General features: G+C 52.2%; 15 protein-coding genes. 12 read left to right on the forward strand and 3 right to left on the reverse strand.

Annotation, left to right across the window (positions count from 1 at the left end):
* The first annotated feature begins 10 nt into the window (after positions 1-10).
* The 11 genes from BIT28_RS04225 to mgtE all read left to right on the forward strand — a co-directional run bounded on the left by BIT28_RS04225 (position 11) and on the right by mgtE (position 8,519).
* A complete protein-coding gene (locus BIT28_RS04225) occupies positions 11-982 on the forward strand; it encodes a KpsF/GutQ family sugar-phosphate isomerase (RefSeq protein ID WP_075762390.1) in 972 nt (323 codons plus the stop codon).
* Complete coding sequence (gene kdsC, locus BIT28_RS04230) at positions 982-1,533, forward strand: 3-deoxy-manno-octulosonate-8-phosphatase KdsC (RefSeq protein WP_075762391.1); 552 nt, start codon at positions 982-984, stop codon at positions 1,531-1,533. The genes BIT28_RS04225 and kdsC overlap by 1 nt, the downstream gene beginning before the upstream one ends.
* Positions 1,530-2,093 carry an LPS export ABC transporter periplasmic protein LptC gene (gene lptC / locus BIT28_RS04235; protein ID WP_075762392.1) on the forward strand — a complete coding sequence of 188 codons (564 nt, stop codon included), beginning with the start codon at positions 1,530-1,532 and terminating at the stop codon, positions 2,091-2,093. The genes kdsC and lptC overlap by 4 nt, the downstream gene beginning before the upstream one ends.
* Positions 2,074-2,577: a lipopolysaccharide transport periplasmic protein LptA gene (gene lptA / locus BIT28_RS04240; protein ID WP_075762393.1), complete on the forward strand. Its 504-nt coding sequence runs from the start codon at positions 2,074-2,076 to the stop codon at positions 2,575-2,577. The genes lptC and lptA overlap by 20 nt, the downstream gene beginning before the upstream one ends.
* Before the next feature lie 9 nt (positions 2,578-2,586).
* Positions 2,587-3,312 (forward strand): LPS export ABC transporter ATP-binding protein, encoded by a 726-nt coding sequence (gene lptB / locus BIT28_RS04245; RefSeq protein ID WP_075762394.1) that lies wholly within the window; start codon positions 2,587-2,589, stop codon positions 3,310-3,312.
* A gap of 110 nt (positions 3,313-3,422) precedes the next feature.
* Complete coding sequence (locus BIT28_RS04250) at positions 3,423-4,910, forward strand: RNA polymerase factor sigma-54 (RefSeq protein ID WP_075762395.1); 1,488 nt, start codon at positions 3,423-3,425, stop codon at positions 4,908-4,910.
* 27 nt (positions 4,911-4,937) lie between these two features.
* Positions 4,938-5,225: a ribosome hibernation promoting factor gene (hpf, locus tag BIT28_RS04255; RefSeq protein WP_075762396.1), complete on the forward strand. Its 288-nt coding sequence runs from the start codon at positions 4,938-4,940 to the stop codon at positions 5,223-5,225.
* A 2-nt stretch (positions 5,226-5,227) separates the two neighbouring features.
* On the forward strand, positions 5,228-5,677 hold the full coding sequence (ptsN, locus tag BIT28_RS04260) for a PTS IIA-like nitrogen regulatory protein PtsN (protein WP_075762397.1): 450 nt from the start codon (positions 5,228-5,230) through the stop codon (positions 5,675-5,677).
* Positions 5,678-5,717: 40 nt separating this feature from the next.
* Positions 5,718-6,569 carry an RNase adapter RapZ gene (gene rapZ / locus BIT28_RS04265; RefSeq protein WP_075762398.1) on the forward strand — a complete coding sequence of 284 codons (852 nt, stop codon included), beginning with the start codon at positions 5,718-5,720 and terminating at the stop codon, positions 6,567-6,569.
* Entirely contained in the window at positions 6,566-6,841 is a 276-nt protein-coding gene (locus tag BIT28_RS04270) for an HPr family phosphocarrier protein (protein WP_075762399.1), read from the forward strand. Before rapZ ends, BIT28_RS04270 begins: the two co-directional genes overlap by 4 nt.
* 319 nt (positions 6,842-7,160) lie before the next feature.
* Positions 7,161-8,519, forward strand: coding sequence for a magnesium transporter (gene mgtE, locus BIT28_RS04275; RefSeq protein ID WP_075762400.1), 1,359 nt, complete (start codon positions 7,161-7,163; stop codon positions 8,517-8,519).
* Positions 8,520-8,602: 83 nt separating this feature from the next.
* Here the strand turns inward: mgtE and pmbA are convergent, their stop codons facing one another.
* On the reverse strand, positions 8,603-9,946 hold the full coding sequence (gene pmbA, locus BIT28_RS04280; RefSeq protein WP_075762401.1) for a metalloprotease PmbA: 1,344 nt from the start codon (positions 9,944-9,946) through the stop codon (positions 8,603-8,605).
* Between the two features lie 228 nt (positions 9,947-10,174).
* Here pmbA and yjgA point away from each other — a divergent pair, with 228 nt between their 5' ends.
* Positions 10,175-10,699: a ribosome biogenesis factor YjgA gene (yjgA, locus tag BIT28_RS04285; RefSeq protein WP_075762402.1), complete on the forward strand. Its 525-nt coding sequence runs from the start codon at positions 10,175-10,177 to the stop codon at positions 10,697-10,699.
* Between the two features lie 83 nt (positions 10,700-10,782).
* Here the strand turns inward: yjgA and tldD are convergent, their stop codons facing one another.
* Positions 10,783-12,228 (reverse strand): metalloprotease TldD, encoded by a 1,446-nt coding sequence (tldD, locus tag BIT28_RS04290; RefSeq protein ID WP_075762403.1) that lies wholly within the window; start codon positions 12,226-12,228, stop codon positions 10,783-10,785.
* A 22-nt stretch (positions 12,229-12,250) separates the two neighbouring features.
* On the reverse strand, positions 12,251-13,069 hold the full coding sequence (locus BIT28_RS04295; RefSeq protein ID WP_075762404.1) for a carbon-nitrogen hydrolase family protein: 819 nt from the start codon (positions 13,067-13,069) through the stop codon (positions 12,251-12,253).
* Between the last annotated feature and the right edge of the window lie 7 nt (positions 13,070-13,076).

Here is a 13,076-nt window from a genome sequence, read left to right on the forward strand (position 1 = left end):
GACCCGAGCTATGCCTGATACATTTGATTATTGCGATTTTGGCCGCAAAGTTATCGACATCGAAACCAAAGCCTTACAGAACCTAGCCCAGTATATCAACGGCAGCTTTAGTGAAGCATGCCACCTCATTGCCAGTTGTGCCGGAAAGGTCATCGTGATGGGAATGGGCAAGTCTGGCCACATCGGCAACAAAATTGCCGCAACGCTGGCCAGTACCGGCACCCCGTCATTCTTTGTTCACCCGGGTGAGGCCAGTCATGGCGATCTGGGGATGATCAAAAAAGGCGATGTCGTGCTCGCGATTTCCAACTCAGGCGAAGCATCAGAAATCCTGACCCTGCTGCCAGTCATCAAACGTTTGGGGATCCCGTTAATCAGTATGACGGGCAAACCTGAGTCCAGCATGGCCAAACTGGCGCAAACCCACCTGCAAATCACCGTTGAGCAGGAAGCCTGTCCGCTGAACCTGGCACCAACATCCAGTACAACCGCGACACTGGCCATGGGGGATGCCTTGGCAATTGCCCTGATGGAAGCCCGTGGCTTTACCGCCGATGACTTCGCGCTGTCCCATCCGGGCGGTGCACTTGGCCGTAAATTGCTGCTGCGGATTGCCGATGTGATGCATACCGGTGAGATGCTGCCGATTGTCACCGAGCAGGCTACGATTAAAGACGCCTTGCTGGAAGTCTCCCGCAAGGGGCTGGGAATGACGGCGATTATCGACCGCGAGCACAAGCTCAGCGGCGTATTTACCGACGGAGATTTACGTCGCCTGCTGGATAACCGAATCGACATCCACAATACCACCATCGGCGAGGTCATGACCCGCAACCCGGCAACAATCTCGCCCCAAGTTCTGGCCGCGGAAGGATTGAAGCTCATGGAAGACCGTAAAATCAGCGGTTTGCTGGTCACTGAAAACGAGCGCCTTGTTGGCGCCTTTAATATGCACGATCTGCTAAAAGCCGGAGTCATGTGATGCAAATCGAAACTATTTATGGTCAGGTCTGTCAAACCGTCTATCAGCAGGCAAAAAATATCCAGTTACTGATCTGCGATGTTGACGGTGTCTTTTCCGATGGCCGGATTTACATGGGCAATGACGGCGAAGAGTTGAAAACGTTCCATACCCGTGACGGATACGGTATCAAGTCACTAATGGCCGCCGGGGTCGAGATTGCCATTATTACCGGCCGCAAGTCAGCCATTGTCGAAAACCGTATGTCAGCACTGGGAATCAAGCACGTATACCAGGGGCAGGACAACAAGCTTGCCGCCTATACCGATATCGAGAAAAACCTGGGTATCGATCCGGCCCATACCGCCTATATCGGCGATGATCTGATAGACTGGCCGGTCATGGAAAAAGTCGGGTTGTCTGTATGCGTAGCAGACGGACATCCGCTGCTCGCTCGCCGGGCTGACTTTGTCACCCGGATCCAGGGCGGATTTGGCGCCGTGCGCGAGGTCTGTGACTTGATCCTTGAAGCAAAAGGCGAATTAGATAAACATAAAGGCTTAAGTATATGACCTTGAAAAGGCTATTCTATGCATTGCTATTGCTTTCATGTGCATGGACTGGCTACTACCTGCTGGAAAAGCAATGGCGGGGTGATGTTCAGGTGGAGCCCGACGCAGAAAAGCCGCTGTTCACTGGCAATGCCGTCGTCAACACCTCGTTTAACGAATCTGGTCTGCGCAGCTATCAGATAGATTCTGAGTATTTGGAACATTTTAGCAAAAGTGGCGATACCGACTTTGTCGAACCCGTGCTGTGGGTGTATCGCGATGGTACCGAAACCGAATGGCGTATCAGCTCAAACACCGCCAGGCTGGACAAGAATCAGGTACTGCAAATGACGGGCAATGTCCGTATTTTTAACCTGTTGCCAGAATCTGCCGTCAAGATAATTCAGACGGAAAGCCTGCGGCTTGACCTGATCAGCAAAGATTTCGACACTCCCGACCCAGTACTCATTACCGGTACGGCCTTCCAGAACCAAGGCACGGGTATGAAGGGAAACATTGAGCGCAGTGTGGCGACCTTATTAAAAAATGTAAAAGGTAGATATGAAGCTTTACAAAATTAGTACCCTGCTCTGCCTTTGTATCAGTGCATCAAGCTGGGCATTAAGTAACGATACAGAGCAGCCGATTTATATTAACTCGGACAACCAACAGCTCGATATTCAGAAAAATATCGTTACCTTCACCGGCAATGTGGTGTTACGTCAGGGCAGTATTGATATCCGAGCCGACAAGGTCGTAGTAACACGTCCGGCAGGCACCGAAGGCAAAGAGACCATCGATGCCTATGGCAACCCTGCGACCTTCCACCAGGTTATGGATGACGGCAAACCGATTGACGGTGCCGCCCGTAAAATGCGCTATGAAACGGCGACCGAATTCCTCAAAATGACTGACGAGGCTATCCTGATCCAGGAAGGCAGCGAAATTCAGGGCAAGGTCATCAGCTACAAGATTGACGAACAGAAGCTCGTTGCAGAAAGTGGCAAGAAGAAGCGCGTTACCACCATTTTGCAGCCTAACCAGCTGAACAGTAATAAGAAATAAGCGACAATTATGGCAACGTTAAAAGCAGAACACTTAGCTAAAAGCTATAACGGCCGTAAAGTCGTTTCAGACGTCAGCCTGGAAGTGCATTCAGGCAAGATCGTCGGCTTGCTGGGCCCGAACGGTGCAGGTAAAACCACGTCTTTTTATATGATTGTCGGCCTGGTTGCACGGGACGAGGGCACTATTACCATTGACGGGAAGGATATCAGCCTGCAGCCGATGCACAACCGCTCGAGAATGGGAATAGGCTACCTGCCGCAGGAGGCCTCCATTTTCCGCAAGCTGACGGTTCACGACAACCTGATGGCGGTCCTGCAGACACGCAAGGAGCTCAGTAAGAGCCAGCGCCAAGATAAATTAGAAGAATTGTTGGATGAATTCCACATCCAGCACATTCGTAATAGCCTAGGCATGGCATTATCGGGGGGTGAGCGTCGCCGGGTTGAAATCGCCCGCGCGCTGGCCGCCAACCCGAAGTTCATTTTGCTTGATGAACCTTTTGCCGGGGTCGATCCGATATCTGTGATCGACATCAAAAAGATCATCGAACATTTGCGTGATCGTGGGCTAGGTGTACTGATCACCGATCATAATGTTAGAGAGACCCTCGATGTCTGTGAACATGCCTACATCGTTAGCCAGGGGCAGCTTATCGCCCACGGTTCGCCGAGTGATGTTCTTAATGATGAGCACGTAAAACGAGTCTATCTGGGCGACCAGTTCCGTCTATAGTTATTTATAAGGACGTACCAGGGGCCAATGGGTAAAGGCTTGATGACTGCTGATGTTAAAGCCGTAGTTGGCACCACAACAAAAGATAACAACAAGGTACATACGCATATATGAAAACCTCGCTCCAGCTCAAACTAGGTCAACAACTGGCAATGACGCCACAGTTGCAACAAGCCATTCGCCTGTTGCAATTATCCACCTTGGATCTCCAGCAGGAGATTCAGGAAGCACTGGACGCAAACCCGCTGTTGGAGCTGGATGAGAATAGCAATGAAGCCACGCCAACCACCGAAGAAAACAAGGCGGACGGACAGGACAGCGGTGAAATTTCAACTCAGGAAGGGGAATCAGGCAGTGATCCGGAGCCTTTTGATACCTCGGAAGTCATTGAGCAACGCGAAATGCCGGAGGATCTCCCTGTCGATACCACGTGGGATGATGTGTATAGTGCCGGCACCGGCAGTACTGGCATCGCCATCGATGATGATATGCCCGTCTACCAGGGTGAAACCACCGAGAGCTTGCAAGACTACCTGATGTGGCAGGTACAGCTGACACCTTTCACCGAGACCGACTTGACTATCGCCACCGCAATTATTGACGCGGTTGATGACAAGGGCTACCTCACCTGCTCCGCCGACGAGATCCTCGAAAGTCTGGGCAATGAAGAGGTTGAGCTTGACGAGGTCGAAGCCGTCCTGAAACGGGTACAGCAGTTTGACCCGCTCGGGGTTGCCTCGCGCAACCTGCAGGAGTGCCTGTTGCTGCAGCTCGCCACCTTCCCGGAAGATACTCCCTGGTTGAATGAGGCCAAAACCCTTCTCAACCAGCATATAGATTTGCTTGCAAACCGAGACTATCGCCAGCTGATGCGCGAGACCAAGCTCAAAGAAGCCGAGCTGAAAGCGGTAATGCAGTTGATCCATGATCTGGACCCTCGTCCGGGCAACCGGGTTGTGGCCTCCGAAACCGAATATGTGGTGCCGGACGTTTCCGTCTTCAAGGATCATGGCAAATGGGTCGTGAGCATCAACCCCGATAGCGTCCCGCGTATCCGTGTTAACCAACAGTATGCGGCCTTGAGCAAAAACACCCGCAACAGTGCTGACAGCCAGTTCATCCGCACGCATCTGCAGGATGCCAAATGGCTGATCAAAAGTCTTGAAAGCCGCAATGAGACGCTGCTAAAAGTCGCCCGCTGCATTGTTGAACACCAGCAGGACTTCTTTGAATATGGCGAGGAAGCCATGAAGCCGATGGTGCTCAATGATATTGCACTGGCAGTGGACATGCATGAATCGACGATCTCCCGTGTAACGACGCAAAAATATATGCACACCCCACGCGGGATCTTTGAATTGAAGTATTTCTTCTCAAGTCACGTTAGTACGGATAATGGCGGAGAGTGCTCTTCGACCGCTATTCGGGCACTGGTGAAGAAACTGGTTGCCGCTGAAAATCAGGCGAAGCCACTAAGTGACAGTAAAATTGCGACATTGCTGGCGGATCAGGGCATCATGGTAGCGCGGCGAACGATCGCCAAATACCGTGAATCGCTAGGTATTCCGCCGTCTAATCAGCGAAAACGTCTGCTCTAGTCAGACGCCAACAGAAGGAAGATGTCTATGCAAATTAATCTCACAGGGCACCATGTCGAAATTACCCCGTCTTTACGTGATTACGTAAATACCAAGTTCGATAAGCTGGAACGCTTTTTTGATAAGATTAATAATGTCCATGTGATTCTGAATGTTGAAAAATTGCAGCAGGTCGCAGAAGCGACCTTGCACATTAACGCAGGGGAAATCCACGCGAAAGCGGATTCAGAAAATATGTATGCAGCTATTGACGCATTAACTGATAAACTGGTCCGTCAATTAAACAAACACAAAGATAAACTCAATAGCCACTGATCATGCAACTGAGTACTGTATTGAGCCTGGACTGCACCAAGAGTGCAGTTCACTGCTCCAGCAAAAAACGCGCTCTGGAAATCATCAGCGAAATCGCCGCCGAGCATCTAGACCAAAATCCCCAGCCGCTGTTCGAGTGTATGCTCAACCGCGAAAAGATGGGGAGTACGGGCATCGGCAACGGTATTGCGATTCCCCATGGACGGATCAACAACAGTGATCAGGCCATTGCCGTCCTGATCCAATGTCAGGATCCCATCCAGTTCGATGCCATAGACAACCAGCCGGTCGATTTGCTCTTTGCCCTTCTCGTTCCGGATGCTCAATGCAAAGAGCACCTGAAAACCCTGTCTAGCATGGCTGAAAAGCTAAGTAATAAACAAGTCTGTAAACAGCTACGCACCGCAAAAAGCGATGAAGAGCTTTATCAAATCCTCACCTGTGATTCATAATGATCACCACTTCACTCCCGTTATTTAAGGTATACCAGCCATGAAGTTAATGGTCGTAAGCGGACGTTCCGGCTCAGGAAAATCAATTGCCCTGCGGGTATTGGAAGATCTGGGCTATTACTGTGTTGATAACCTACCGGTCAACCTGCTGCCCCAGCTTGTCAGCACGGTGAATAGCGACCAGCAGGATATCGCAGTGAGCATCGATGTTCGCAATATGCCCGACGAGCCTGAAGAGATCCGTAAAACACTGGATTCTCTCAGTGACGAGCTGGACGTCAATGTGATCTACCTTGATGCCGATGACAAAGAGCTGGTTAAGCGCTACAGCGAAACCCGCCGCCTGCACCCGTTGTCTCGGGACAACATGAGCCTGGAGCAGGCCATTCAATCGGAGAGTGAGCGTCTGGCAGAGCTCAAGGCTCATGCCGACCTGGTCATAGATACTACCAACCAGTCCATTCACGATCTCAGTGAAACCGTTCGCTCCCGAGTTCTGGGCCGCGATGCGCGTGAGCTGATCATGGTGTTTGAGTCGTTCGGCTTCAAGCACGGTATACCCACAGATGCCGACTACGTCTTTGATGTGCGCTTTTTGCCCAATCCCCACTGGGTTCCCGAGCTCAAACCTTTGACTGGCCTGGATCAGGGCGTAAAAGAGTATCTCTCCGGGCACCCGGAAGTGACTCAGCTGACTTACCAGATCCGTAACTTTATTGAAACCTGGCTACCAATGCTGGAAAAGAACAACCGTAGCTACCTGACGGTTGCCATTGGTTGTACCGGCGGCCAGCACCGTTCTGTTTATATCGCCCAGCAGTTGGCAGAGCATTTTCGCTATGAAGGCCACCAGATCCAGGTTCGCCACCGCACGCTGGAAGCAAAATCATGACCGTCCTCACCCGGCAGTTATTTATCAAAAACCGTCTGGGCCTGCATGCCCGGGCCGCTATCAAACTGGTTGAGCTGGCACAAAGCTTCGAGTCCACTGTCACTATCAGCAATGACGAAAAAAGTGCGACCGCCGACAGTGTAATGGGGCTGTTGATGCTCGAATCGGCCCAGGGCCAGCAGATCTGCGTCAGCGCCGATGGCAATGATGCCGAAGCCGCATTATCAGCCGTGTCCGAGCTGATAGAAGCAGGCTTTGACGAAGAAAGCTAGTTGCCACAGTGAAGTTAACTTCGCCAATTGGGCTGTGAACACGAATGATTGTGAACGTATTTAATCCGAACTAAACCATAATCATTCTTTCCCTGCCCCCCCTGCTATTCCTCTTGCAGATTAAATCTTTATTTCCTCTCAGATCTGGTGAGACAACCACTGCACTATTACGTTAAAATTCAGCTTATTGCGCCGTCAGACTAAACTAAGCAGACCAAGCTAAACAGTCAGCAATGCCTTCTTGGCATTCTCTGTTCACCTCAATCACCAGTTCAGAGTATGGCGGCCGGCATCAGAGTAATTTGGGGTACCACGACCAATGGCGGATGTATTAGAACAAGATCAGACGCATCAGACGCTGCAAGAAGTTAATCAAGCGCTTGAAAACGGCATGTTTGTCCATGTCCGCCGAATGCTCCAGGATATGGAGCCGGAGGATATCGCTCACCTGCTGGAAGCCTCTCCGCCTAAAGAACGCCAGGTCTTATGGCAGCTAACCGATCCCGAAGAGCAGGGCGAAATTCTCGATGAACTGTCGGAAGATGTAAAAGACGGCATCGTCGCACAGATGGAGCCGGAAAAACTGGCGGCCGTCACCGAGGGGATGGAAACCGATGACGTTGCCTATGTCCTGCGTAGCCTGCCTGATGACAAGTATCAGGAAGTATTGGCGCAAATGGATGCCACCGACCGGCACCGGGTAGAAAAGGCGCTAGCCTACCCGGAAGAAACGGCCGGCGGTATGATGAGCACCGACTTTATCACCATCCGCGGCGATGTTACCGCCGATGTTGTCTTGCGTTACCTGCGTATGAAGGGAGAACTCCCTGAAGCCACCGATGCCCTGTATGTTGTTGATCAAAATGAACAACTCATCGGTAGCCTGTCACTATCAACGCTGATCACGACCCAGTCGGATATTGAAATTCAAGAAGTCATGGATGATGCCGACGAGGCAATCTCGGTCGAGATGGATGACAGCGAAGTAGCCAACCTCTTTGAACGTCGTAACTGGCTGTCAGCCCCGGTCATCGATACAGACAACCACCTCGTCGGTCGTATCACCATTGATGATGTCGTCGATATCATCCGTGAAGATGCCGAGCACACCATGATGAGTATGGCAGGTATGGAAGATGACGAAGACACCTTTGCTCCCGTTATGAAATCCGCCCGACGCCGTAGTATCTGGCTGGGCGTTAACGTACTGGCAGCACTGGCCGCGGCTTCCGTGTCCAATATGTTCGAAGACACGCTGGATAAAATGGCAGCCATCGCGATCCTGATGACCATCGTCCCGTCAATGGGGGGGGTTGCCGGTAACCAAACCGTCGCCCTGGTGATCCGGGGCCTGGCCGTCGGCCATATCGGTGAAACCAACACCCGCTGGCTGCTCAGCAAGGAAGCCCGCGTCGGCCTGATTAACGGTGTGCTCTGGGCTGCCATCATTGGCGGTGTGGTGGTCTTGTGGAAAGGGAACCTGATACTCGGGCTCATCATTGCCGGCGCGATGATGACCAACCTGCTGGTTGCGGGCATTGCCGGTGTGTGTGTACCTATTTTGCTGAAAAAACTCAATATCGACCCGGCACTGGCTGGCGGGATGGCCCTGACCACTATCACCGATATTATCGGCCTGTCGGTCTTTTTGGGGCTGGCGACAGTATTCCTTGTCTAAAGGTATTGAGTCACGAGTGACGAGATAAACCGCTCCTCCCCCTTATTAAAGGGGGAGGCTGGAAGGGTGTTCAAAAAAAGCGACTATTCGCCTGCGATTTTCATCGTATCCAGCAGCATCGAGCCGGTCTGGATCTGGCTTCGGGTTTCGGTATCCGTACCAATGGCGACGATATTCTGCATCATATCCTTCAGGTTACCGGCAATCGTCACTTCACTGACCGGGAACTGAATCTCACCGTTCTCCACCCAAAAACCAGCCGCACCGCGCGAATAGTCACCGGTGACTATATTAACGCCCTGACCCATCAGTTCTGTCACCAACAGGCCACGATCCATTTTCTTCAGCATCTGGCTATAGTCTTCACCCGTGGACTTAACCTGCCAGTTATGGATACCACCGGCGTGCCCGGTTGGTTGTCGGCCTAGTTTGCGCGCGGCATAACTGGTCATCAGGTAAGTTTGTAAGATCCCGTCCTGAATGATTTCGCGATCATGTGTCGCCAGACCTTCGCTGTCGAAAGGCGTACTTGCCATTCCTCTCAGGATATGTGGCCGCTCGCTGATGTTCATCCACTCAGGGAAGATCTGCTCACCCAGCTTATCCAACAGGAAAGAAGACTTGCGATACAGGTTCGAACCGCTGATCGCCATTACCAGATGGCCAAATAGACCGGTCGCGATATCGGCCGCGAACATCACCGGCGCCTCGCGCGTCGACAGCTTCTGCGGGTCTATCCGTCCTACCGTACGTTCTGCGGCATGTTGACCAACCCGCTCAGGCAGCCACAGGTCAGAGGCACGACGGGCCGTGGTATAACTGTAATCTCGCTCCATCTCGCCATTCTTGCCTTCGGCAATCACGCAGCAACTGGTGCTGTGACGGCTTGAGGCATAGCTGGCCAGCATGCCGTGGCTATTGCCATAGACACGAACACCGTAATGGCTGTCATAGCTTGCACCGTCACTCTGTTTGATACGGGGATCATAATCAAGCGCCGCCTGCTCGGCCTGAATCGCAATAGCCGCAGCATGATCGGGCTCCGGCTCGTCAGGATGGAACAGGTCAAGATCGGGAATGTCCTTGGCCATCAGCTCTTTCGGGCCCGGTCCCGCAAACGGGTCTTCAGACGTGTAACGAGCGATATCAAGCGCTGCTGCAACAGTTTGGGCTATCGCACTCTCGCTGAGATCCGAGGTTGAGGCACTGCCTTTACGCTGACCGCGATAGACGGTGATCCCCAATGCCCCGTCACTATTAAACTCCACATTTTCGACGTCACACATGCGTGTCGACACACTGATACCCGTCGTTTTGTTAATAGCAACCTCGGCAGCATCAGCTTGTTTGCCTGCCAACTCCAACGCTTTGGCAACCGCCGCTTCAAGTTCTACACGCTGCTGCGCAACCTGTTCTCTTACGTCCATATCTTTACTTACTCAGAGAATGACAACCATTTCATGGCGTTACTTTAAGCACGCTTATGTGGCTTAATGAAATGAAGATCATGAAAATAATCAGCAGCACAACAGCAAACGCTGATAAGTGCCCTATTTAGTATTACATATAGGATAACACCGCCTGTAAGGAATTTGCGCCCCAAATCATGTTTAAACTGATAAAATAGAGCCATTACCTTCTTTAGTGAGCCTATTATGAGCCGTAAAAACCAAAAAGCCCCTTGGGAAGAGGAAGAAGAAATCATCTGGGTAAGCAAGTCCGAGATGAAACGCGACATGGAAGCCCTGCAAAAAGTCGGGGAGGAGCTTGTCGAGCTTAAACCCAATGCACTGGCGAAAATTCCGCTGGACGAAGATCTCCTGGAAGCTGTCAAAGATGCGCAGCGCTTCAAAAACGAAGCCCGCCGCCGTCAGTTACAGCGAATTGGCAAGCTGATGCGTCAGGTCGATGTCGAGCCTATCCAGGCAGCATTGGACATGCTGCGCAACAAGCACTCGCAGGCAACGGTTGCCCTGAAAAAGCTGGAGCAAAAACGCGACAAGCTGATCGAGAACGGCGACAGCATGATCAATGCCATCATGGTTGACCATCCTGATGCCGATCGCCAGCGCCTGCGCCAACTTGTTCGTCAGGCGAACAAAGAGAAAGCGCAAAACAAGCCGGCCAAGGCATACCGTGAAATCTTCCAGTACCTCAAAACGCTGTACCTGGAAGACTAGCAACACCACAGTTCAAACCGGTACCATGAAAAATGCCAGCACTTCCGTGCTGGCATTTTTATATTTCCTTTCCCGCTGCAGCGTTACTGCGTACCACCAACAGTCATGGAGTCCACCTTCAGCGTCGGCTGACCGACACCGACCGGCACACTCTGGCCCGCTTTGCCGCAAACGCCGACACCGCGGTCGATATCCAAATCATTACCGACCATAGAGACCTGCTGCATGGCTTCAATACCACTGCCAATCAGGGTCGCTCCCTTGATTGGGCGTGTCACCTTACCGTTCTCTATCAGGTAGGCTTCCGAGGCCGAGAAGACAAACTTGCCCGAGGTAATATCTACCTGGCCGCCGCCGAAGTTAGGGGCATAGATCCCCTGCTTGACGCTGGCAATGATCTCTTCCGGCGTATGCTGACCCGGCAGCATATAGGTATTGGTCATACGGGGCATCGGCAGATGGGCATAGGACTCACGACGGCCGTTCCCCGTCGGCGCAACGCCCATCAGACGCGCATTGAGCTTATCCTGCATATAGCCTTTCAGCTTGCCGTTTTCTACCAGTACATTGTACTGGCCCGGTGTGCCTTCATCATCGATGTTAATCGAACCCCGGCGATCCACCAGCGTGCCGTCATCGACGATGGTGCACAGCGGCGAGGTCACCTGCTCGCCCATATGGCCGGCAAACATGGACGAGCCTTTACGGTTAAAGTCACCTTCCAGGCCATGACCCACCGCTTCATGCAACAGTACGCCAGGCCAGCCTGCACCAAGTACTACCGGCATGGTGCCTGCAGGTGCGGCGTCAGCATCGATGTTGACCAGCGCCTGACGAATCGCCTCATCGGCATAGTTCAGTGCAATGGATTTACCATTTTCTTCACTGAGGAAGTATTCATAACCATAGCGGCCACCGCCCCCGGCACTGCCGTGCTCACGCTTGTCACCCTTCTCAATCAGGATGCTAATGGATAAACGAACCAGCGGGCGAATATCCGCCGCATAGGTACCGTCCAATGCAGCGACCAAGACCTGCTCATAGACGCCATTGATACTGACGGACACTTCCTTGACCAGAGGCTCTTTGGTTCGAATATAACGGTCAATCTCTTCAAGCAAGGCTATCTTCTGGTGCTTGTCAAAACTACCCAACGGATTAACCGGCGCATATATTCCGGAGGCGCTAACAGGGCTAAAGGCCTGAGTTTTGCCATTCCCGCCCGCGCGGACAATGCCCCGGGCAGCTTTGGCACTCTGGTTCAGTGCCAGCTGGTTGATCTGATCAGAATAGGCAAAGCCGGTCTTCTCGCCAGCAACGGCTCGAACCCCTACGCCACGGTCAATGTTGAATGAACCATCTTTGATGATGCTGTCTTCCAGCACAAGCGATTCATGCCAACAGGACTGAAAGTAAATGTCAGCATAGTCTACGTCCCGAGCTGCAATCAGCCCCAGCGTTTGGCTTAATTCATCACGTCCCAGGCCTGACTGAGTCAGCATGGTATTTTCTACTGTTTCCAGAGTCATTTACTTTGCTCTTCTAAGATACCTATCGCTGATGCACGCCCAGGCGAGCATGCTTCAGCACTGGCATATTTGTTCTGATGGTCTGGCTTAAATTTAAATCCAGATCGGCTGTCAATACACCGGTTCCCTGTTGTTGACAGGCGACTACCTGCCCCCACGGATCAATAATCATCGAATGACCCCAGGTTTCCCGGCCTTCATTGTGCTCGCCCCACTGGGCTGCTGCGACAATCCAGCACTGCGTCTCCACAGCTCGAGCACGTAATAGTACATCCCAATGCGCCTTGCCGGTCACCTTGGTAAACGCGGCAGGGACCACAATGATATCGGCCCCCTGCTCTCTCAAAGCGGTATATAGCTGCGGAAAGCGAATATCATAACAGATTGATAATCCAATATTTCCAAAAGGCGTCGGCACAACTTTGATTTCTCGTCCCGGCTGGAACGTATCAGACTCGCGGTAGCTATGATGTTGATCTTCAACCTCGACATCAAACATGTGCAACTTATCATAAGATGCCTGACACTGCCCCTCGTCATCAAACAGCAACGCGGTGGTGGTGATGGCCCCGTCAGTTTGCCGGATCGGCATTGAGCCTATCAGCAACCAGATCCCGAGCTGCCGGGTCATCGCCGACAGGGCTTCCTGCAAAGGCCCCTCGCCCAGAAGTTCGGCATGGCGTTGATAGTCCTCACGGGAACCAAAGACCAGACAGTTCTCCGGGGTTACGACCAACTTTGCCCCTTGTAGCTGCAACCCTTTAAGCTTTTTCTTCAGCTGCCGCAAATTGGCTTCAGGATCCGCGCCTGAATTCATTTGTACAACGCCCACTTTTGCCATCATTTGC

The organism is Photobacterium proteolyticum (assembly GCF_001939735.1).
Lineage (GTDB): Bacteria > Pseudomonadota > Gammaproteobacteria > Enterobacterales > Vibrionaceae > Photobacterium > Photobacterium proteolyticum.

What these genes read in the sequence shown, in the direction of transcription:
- BIT28_RS04225 (WP_075762390.1), top strand. Translation starts at nt 11, where the DNA reads ATGCCTGATACATTTGATTATTGCGATTTTGGCCGCAAAGTTATCGAC.
- kdsC (WP_075762391.1), top strand. Translation starts at nt 982, where the DNA reads ATGCAAATCGAAACTATTTATGGTCAGGTCTGTCAAACCGTCTATCAG.
- lptC (WP_075762392.1), top strand. Translation starts at nt 1,530, where the DNA reads ATGACCTTGAAAAGGCTATTCTATGCATTGCTATTGCTTTCATGTGCA.
- lptA (WP_075762393.1), top strand. Translation starts at nt 2,074, where the DNA reads ATGAAGCTTTACAAAATTAGTACCCTGCTCTGCCTTTGTATCAGTGCA.
- lptB (WP_075762394.1), top strand. Translation starts at nt 2,587, where the DNA reads ATGGCAACGTTAAAAGCAGAACACTTAGCTAAAAGCTATAACGGCCGT.
- BIT28_RS04250 (WP_075762395.1), top strand. Translation starts at nt 3,423, where the DNA reads ATGAAAACCTCGCTCCAGCTCAAACTAGGTCAACAACTGGCAATGACG.
- hpf (WP_075762396.1), top strand. Translation starts at nt 4,938, where the DNA reads ATGCAAATTAATCTCACAGGGCACCATGTCGAAATTACCCCGTCTTTA.
- ptsN (WP_075762397.1), top strand. Translation starts at nt 5,228, where the DNA reads ATGCAACTGAGTACTGTATTGAGCCTGGACTGCACCAAGAGTGCAGTT.
- rapZ (WP_075762398.1), top strand. Translation starts at nt 5,718, where the DNA reads ATGAAGTTAATGGTCGTAAGCGGACGTTCCGGCTCAGGAAAATCAATT.
- BIT28_RS04270 (WP_075762399.1), top strand. Translation starts at nt 6,566, where the DNA reads ATGACCGTCCTCACCCGGCAGTTATTTATCAAAAACCGTCTGGGCCTG.
- mgtE (WP_075762400.1), top strand. Translation starts at nt 7,161, where the DNA reads ATGGCGGATGTATTAGAACAAGATCAGACGCATCAGACGCTGCAAGAA.
- pmbA (WP_075762401.1), bottom strand. Translation starts at nt 9,946, where the DNA reads ATGGACGTAAGAGAACAGGTTGCGCAGCAGCGTGTAGAACTTGAAGCG.
- yjgA (WP_075762402.1), top strand. Translation starts at nt 10,175, where the DNA reads ATGAGCCGTAAAAACCAAAAAGCCCCTTGGGAAGAGGAAGAAGAAATC.
- tldD (WP_075762403.1), bottom strand. Translation starts at nt 12,228, where the DNA reads ATGACTCTGGAAACAGTAGAAAATACCATGCTGACTCAGTCAGGCCTG.
- BIT28_RS04295 (WP_075762404.1), bottom strand. Translation starts at nt 13,069, where the DNA reads ATGGCAAAAGTGGGCGTTGTACAAATGAATTCAGGCGCGGATCCTGAA.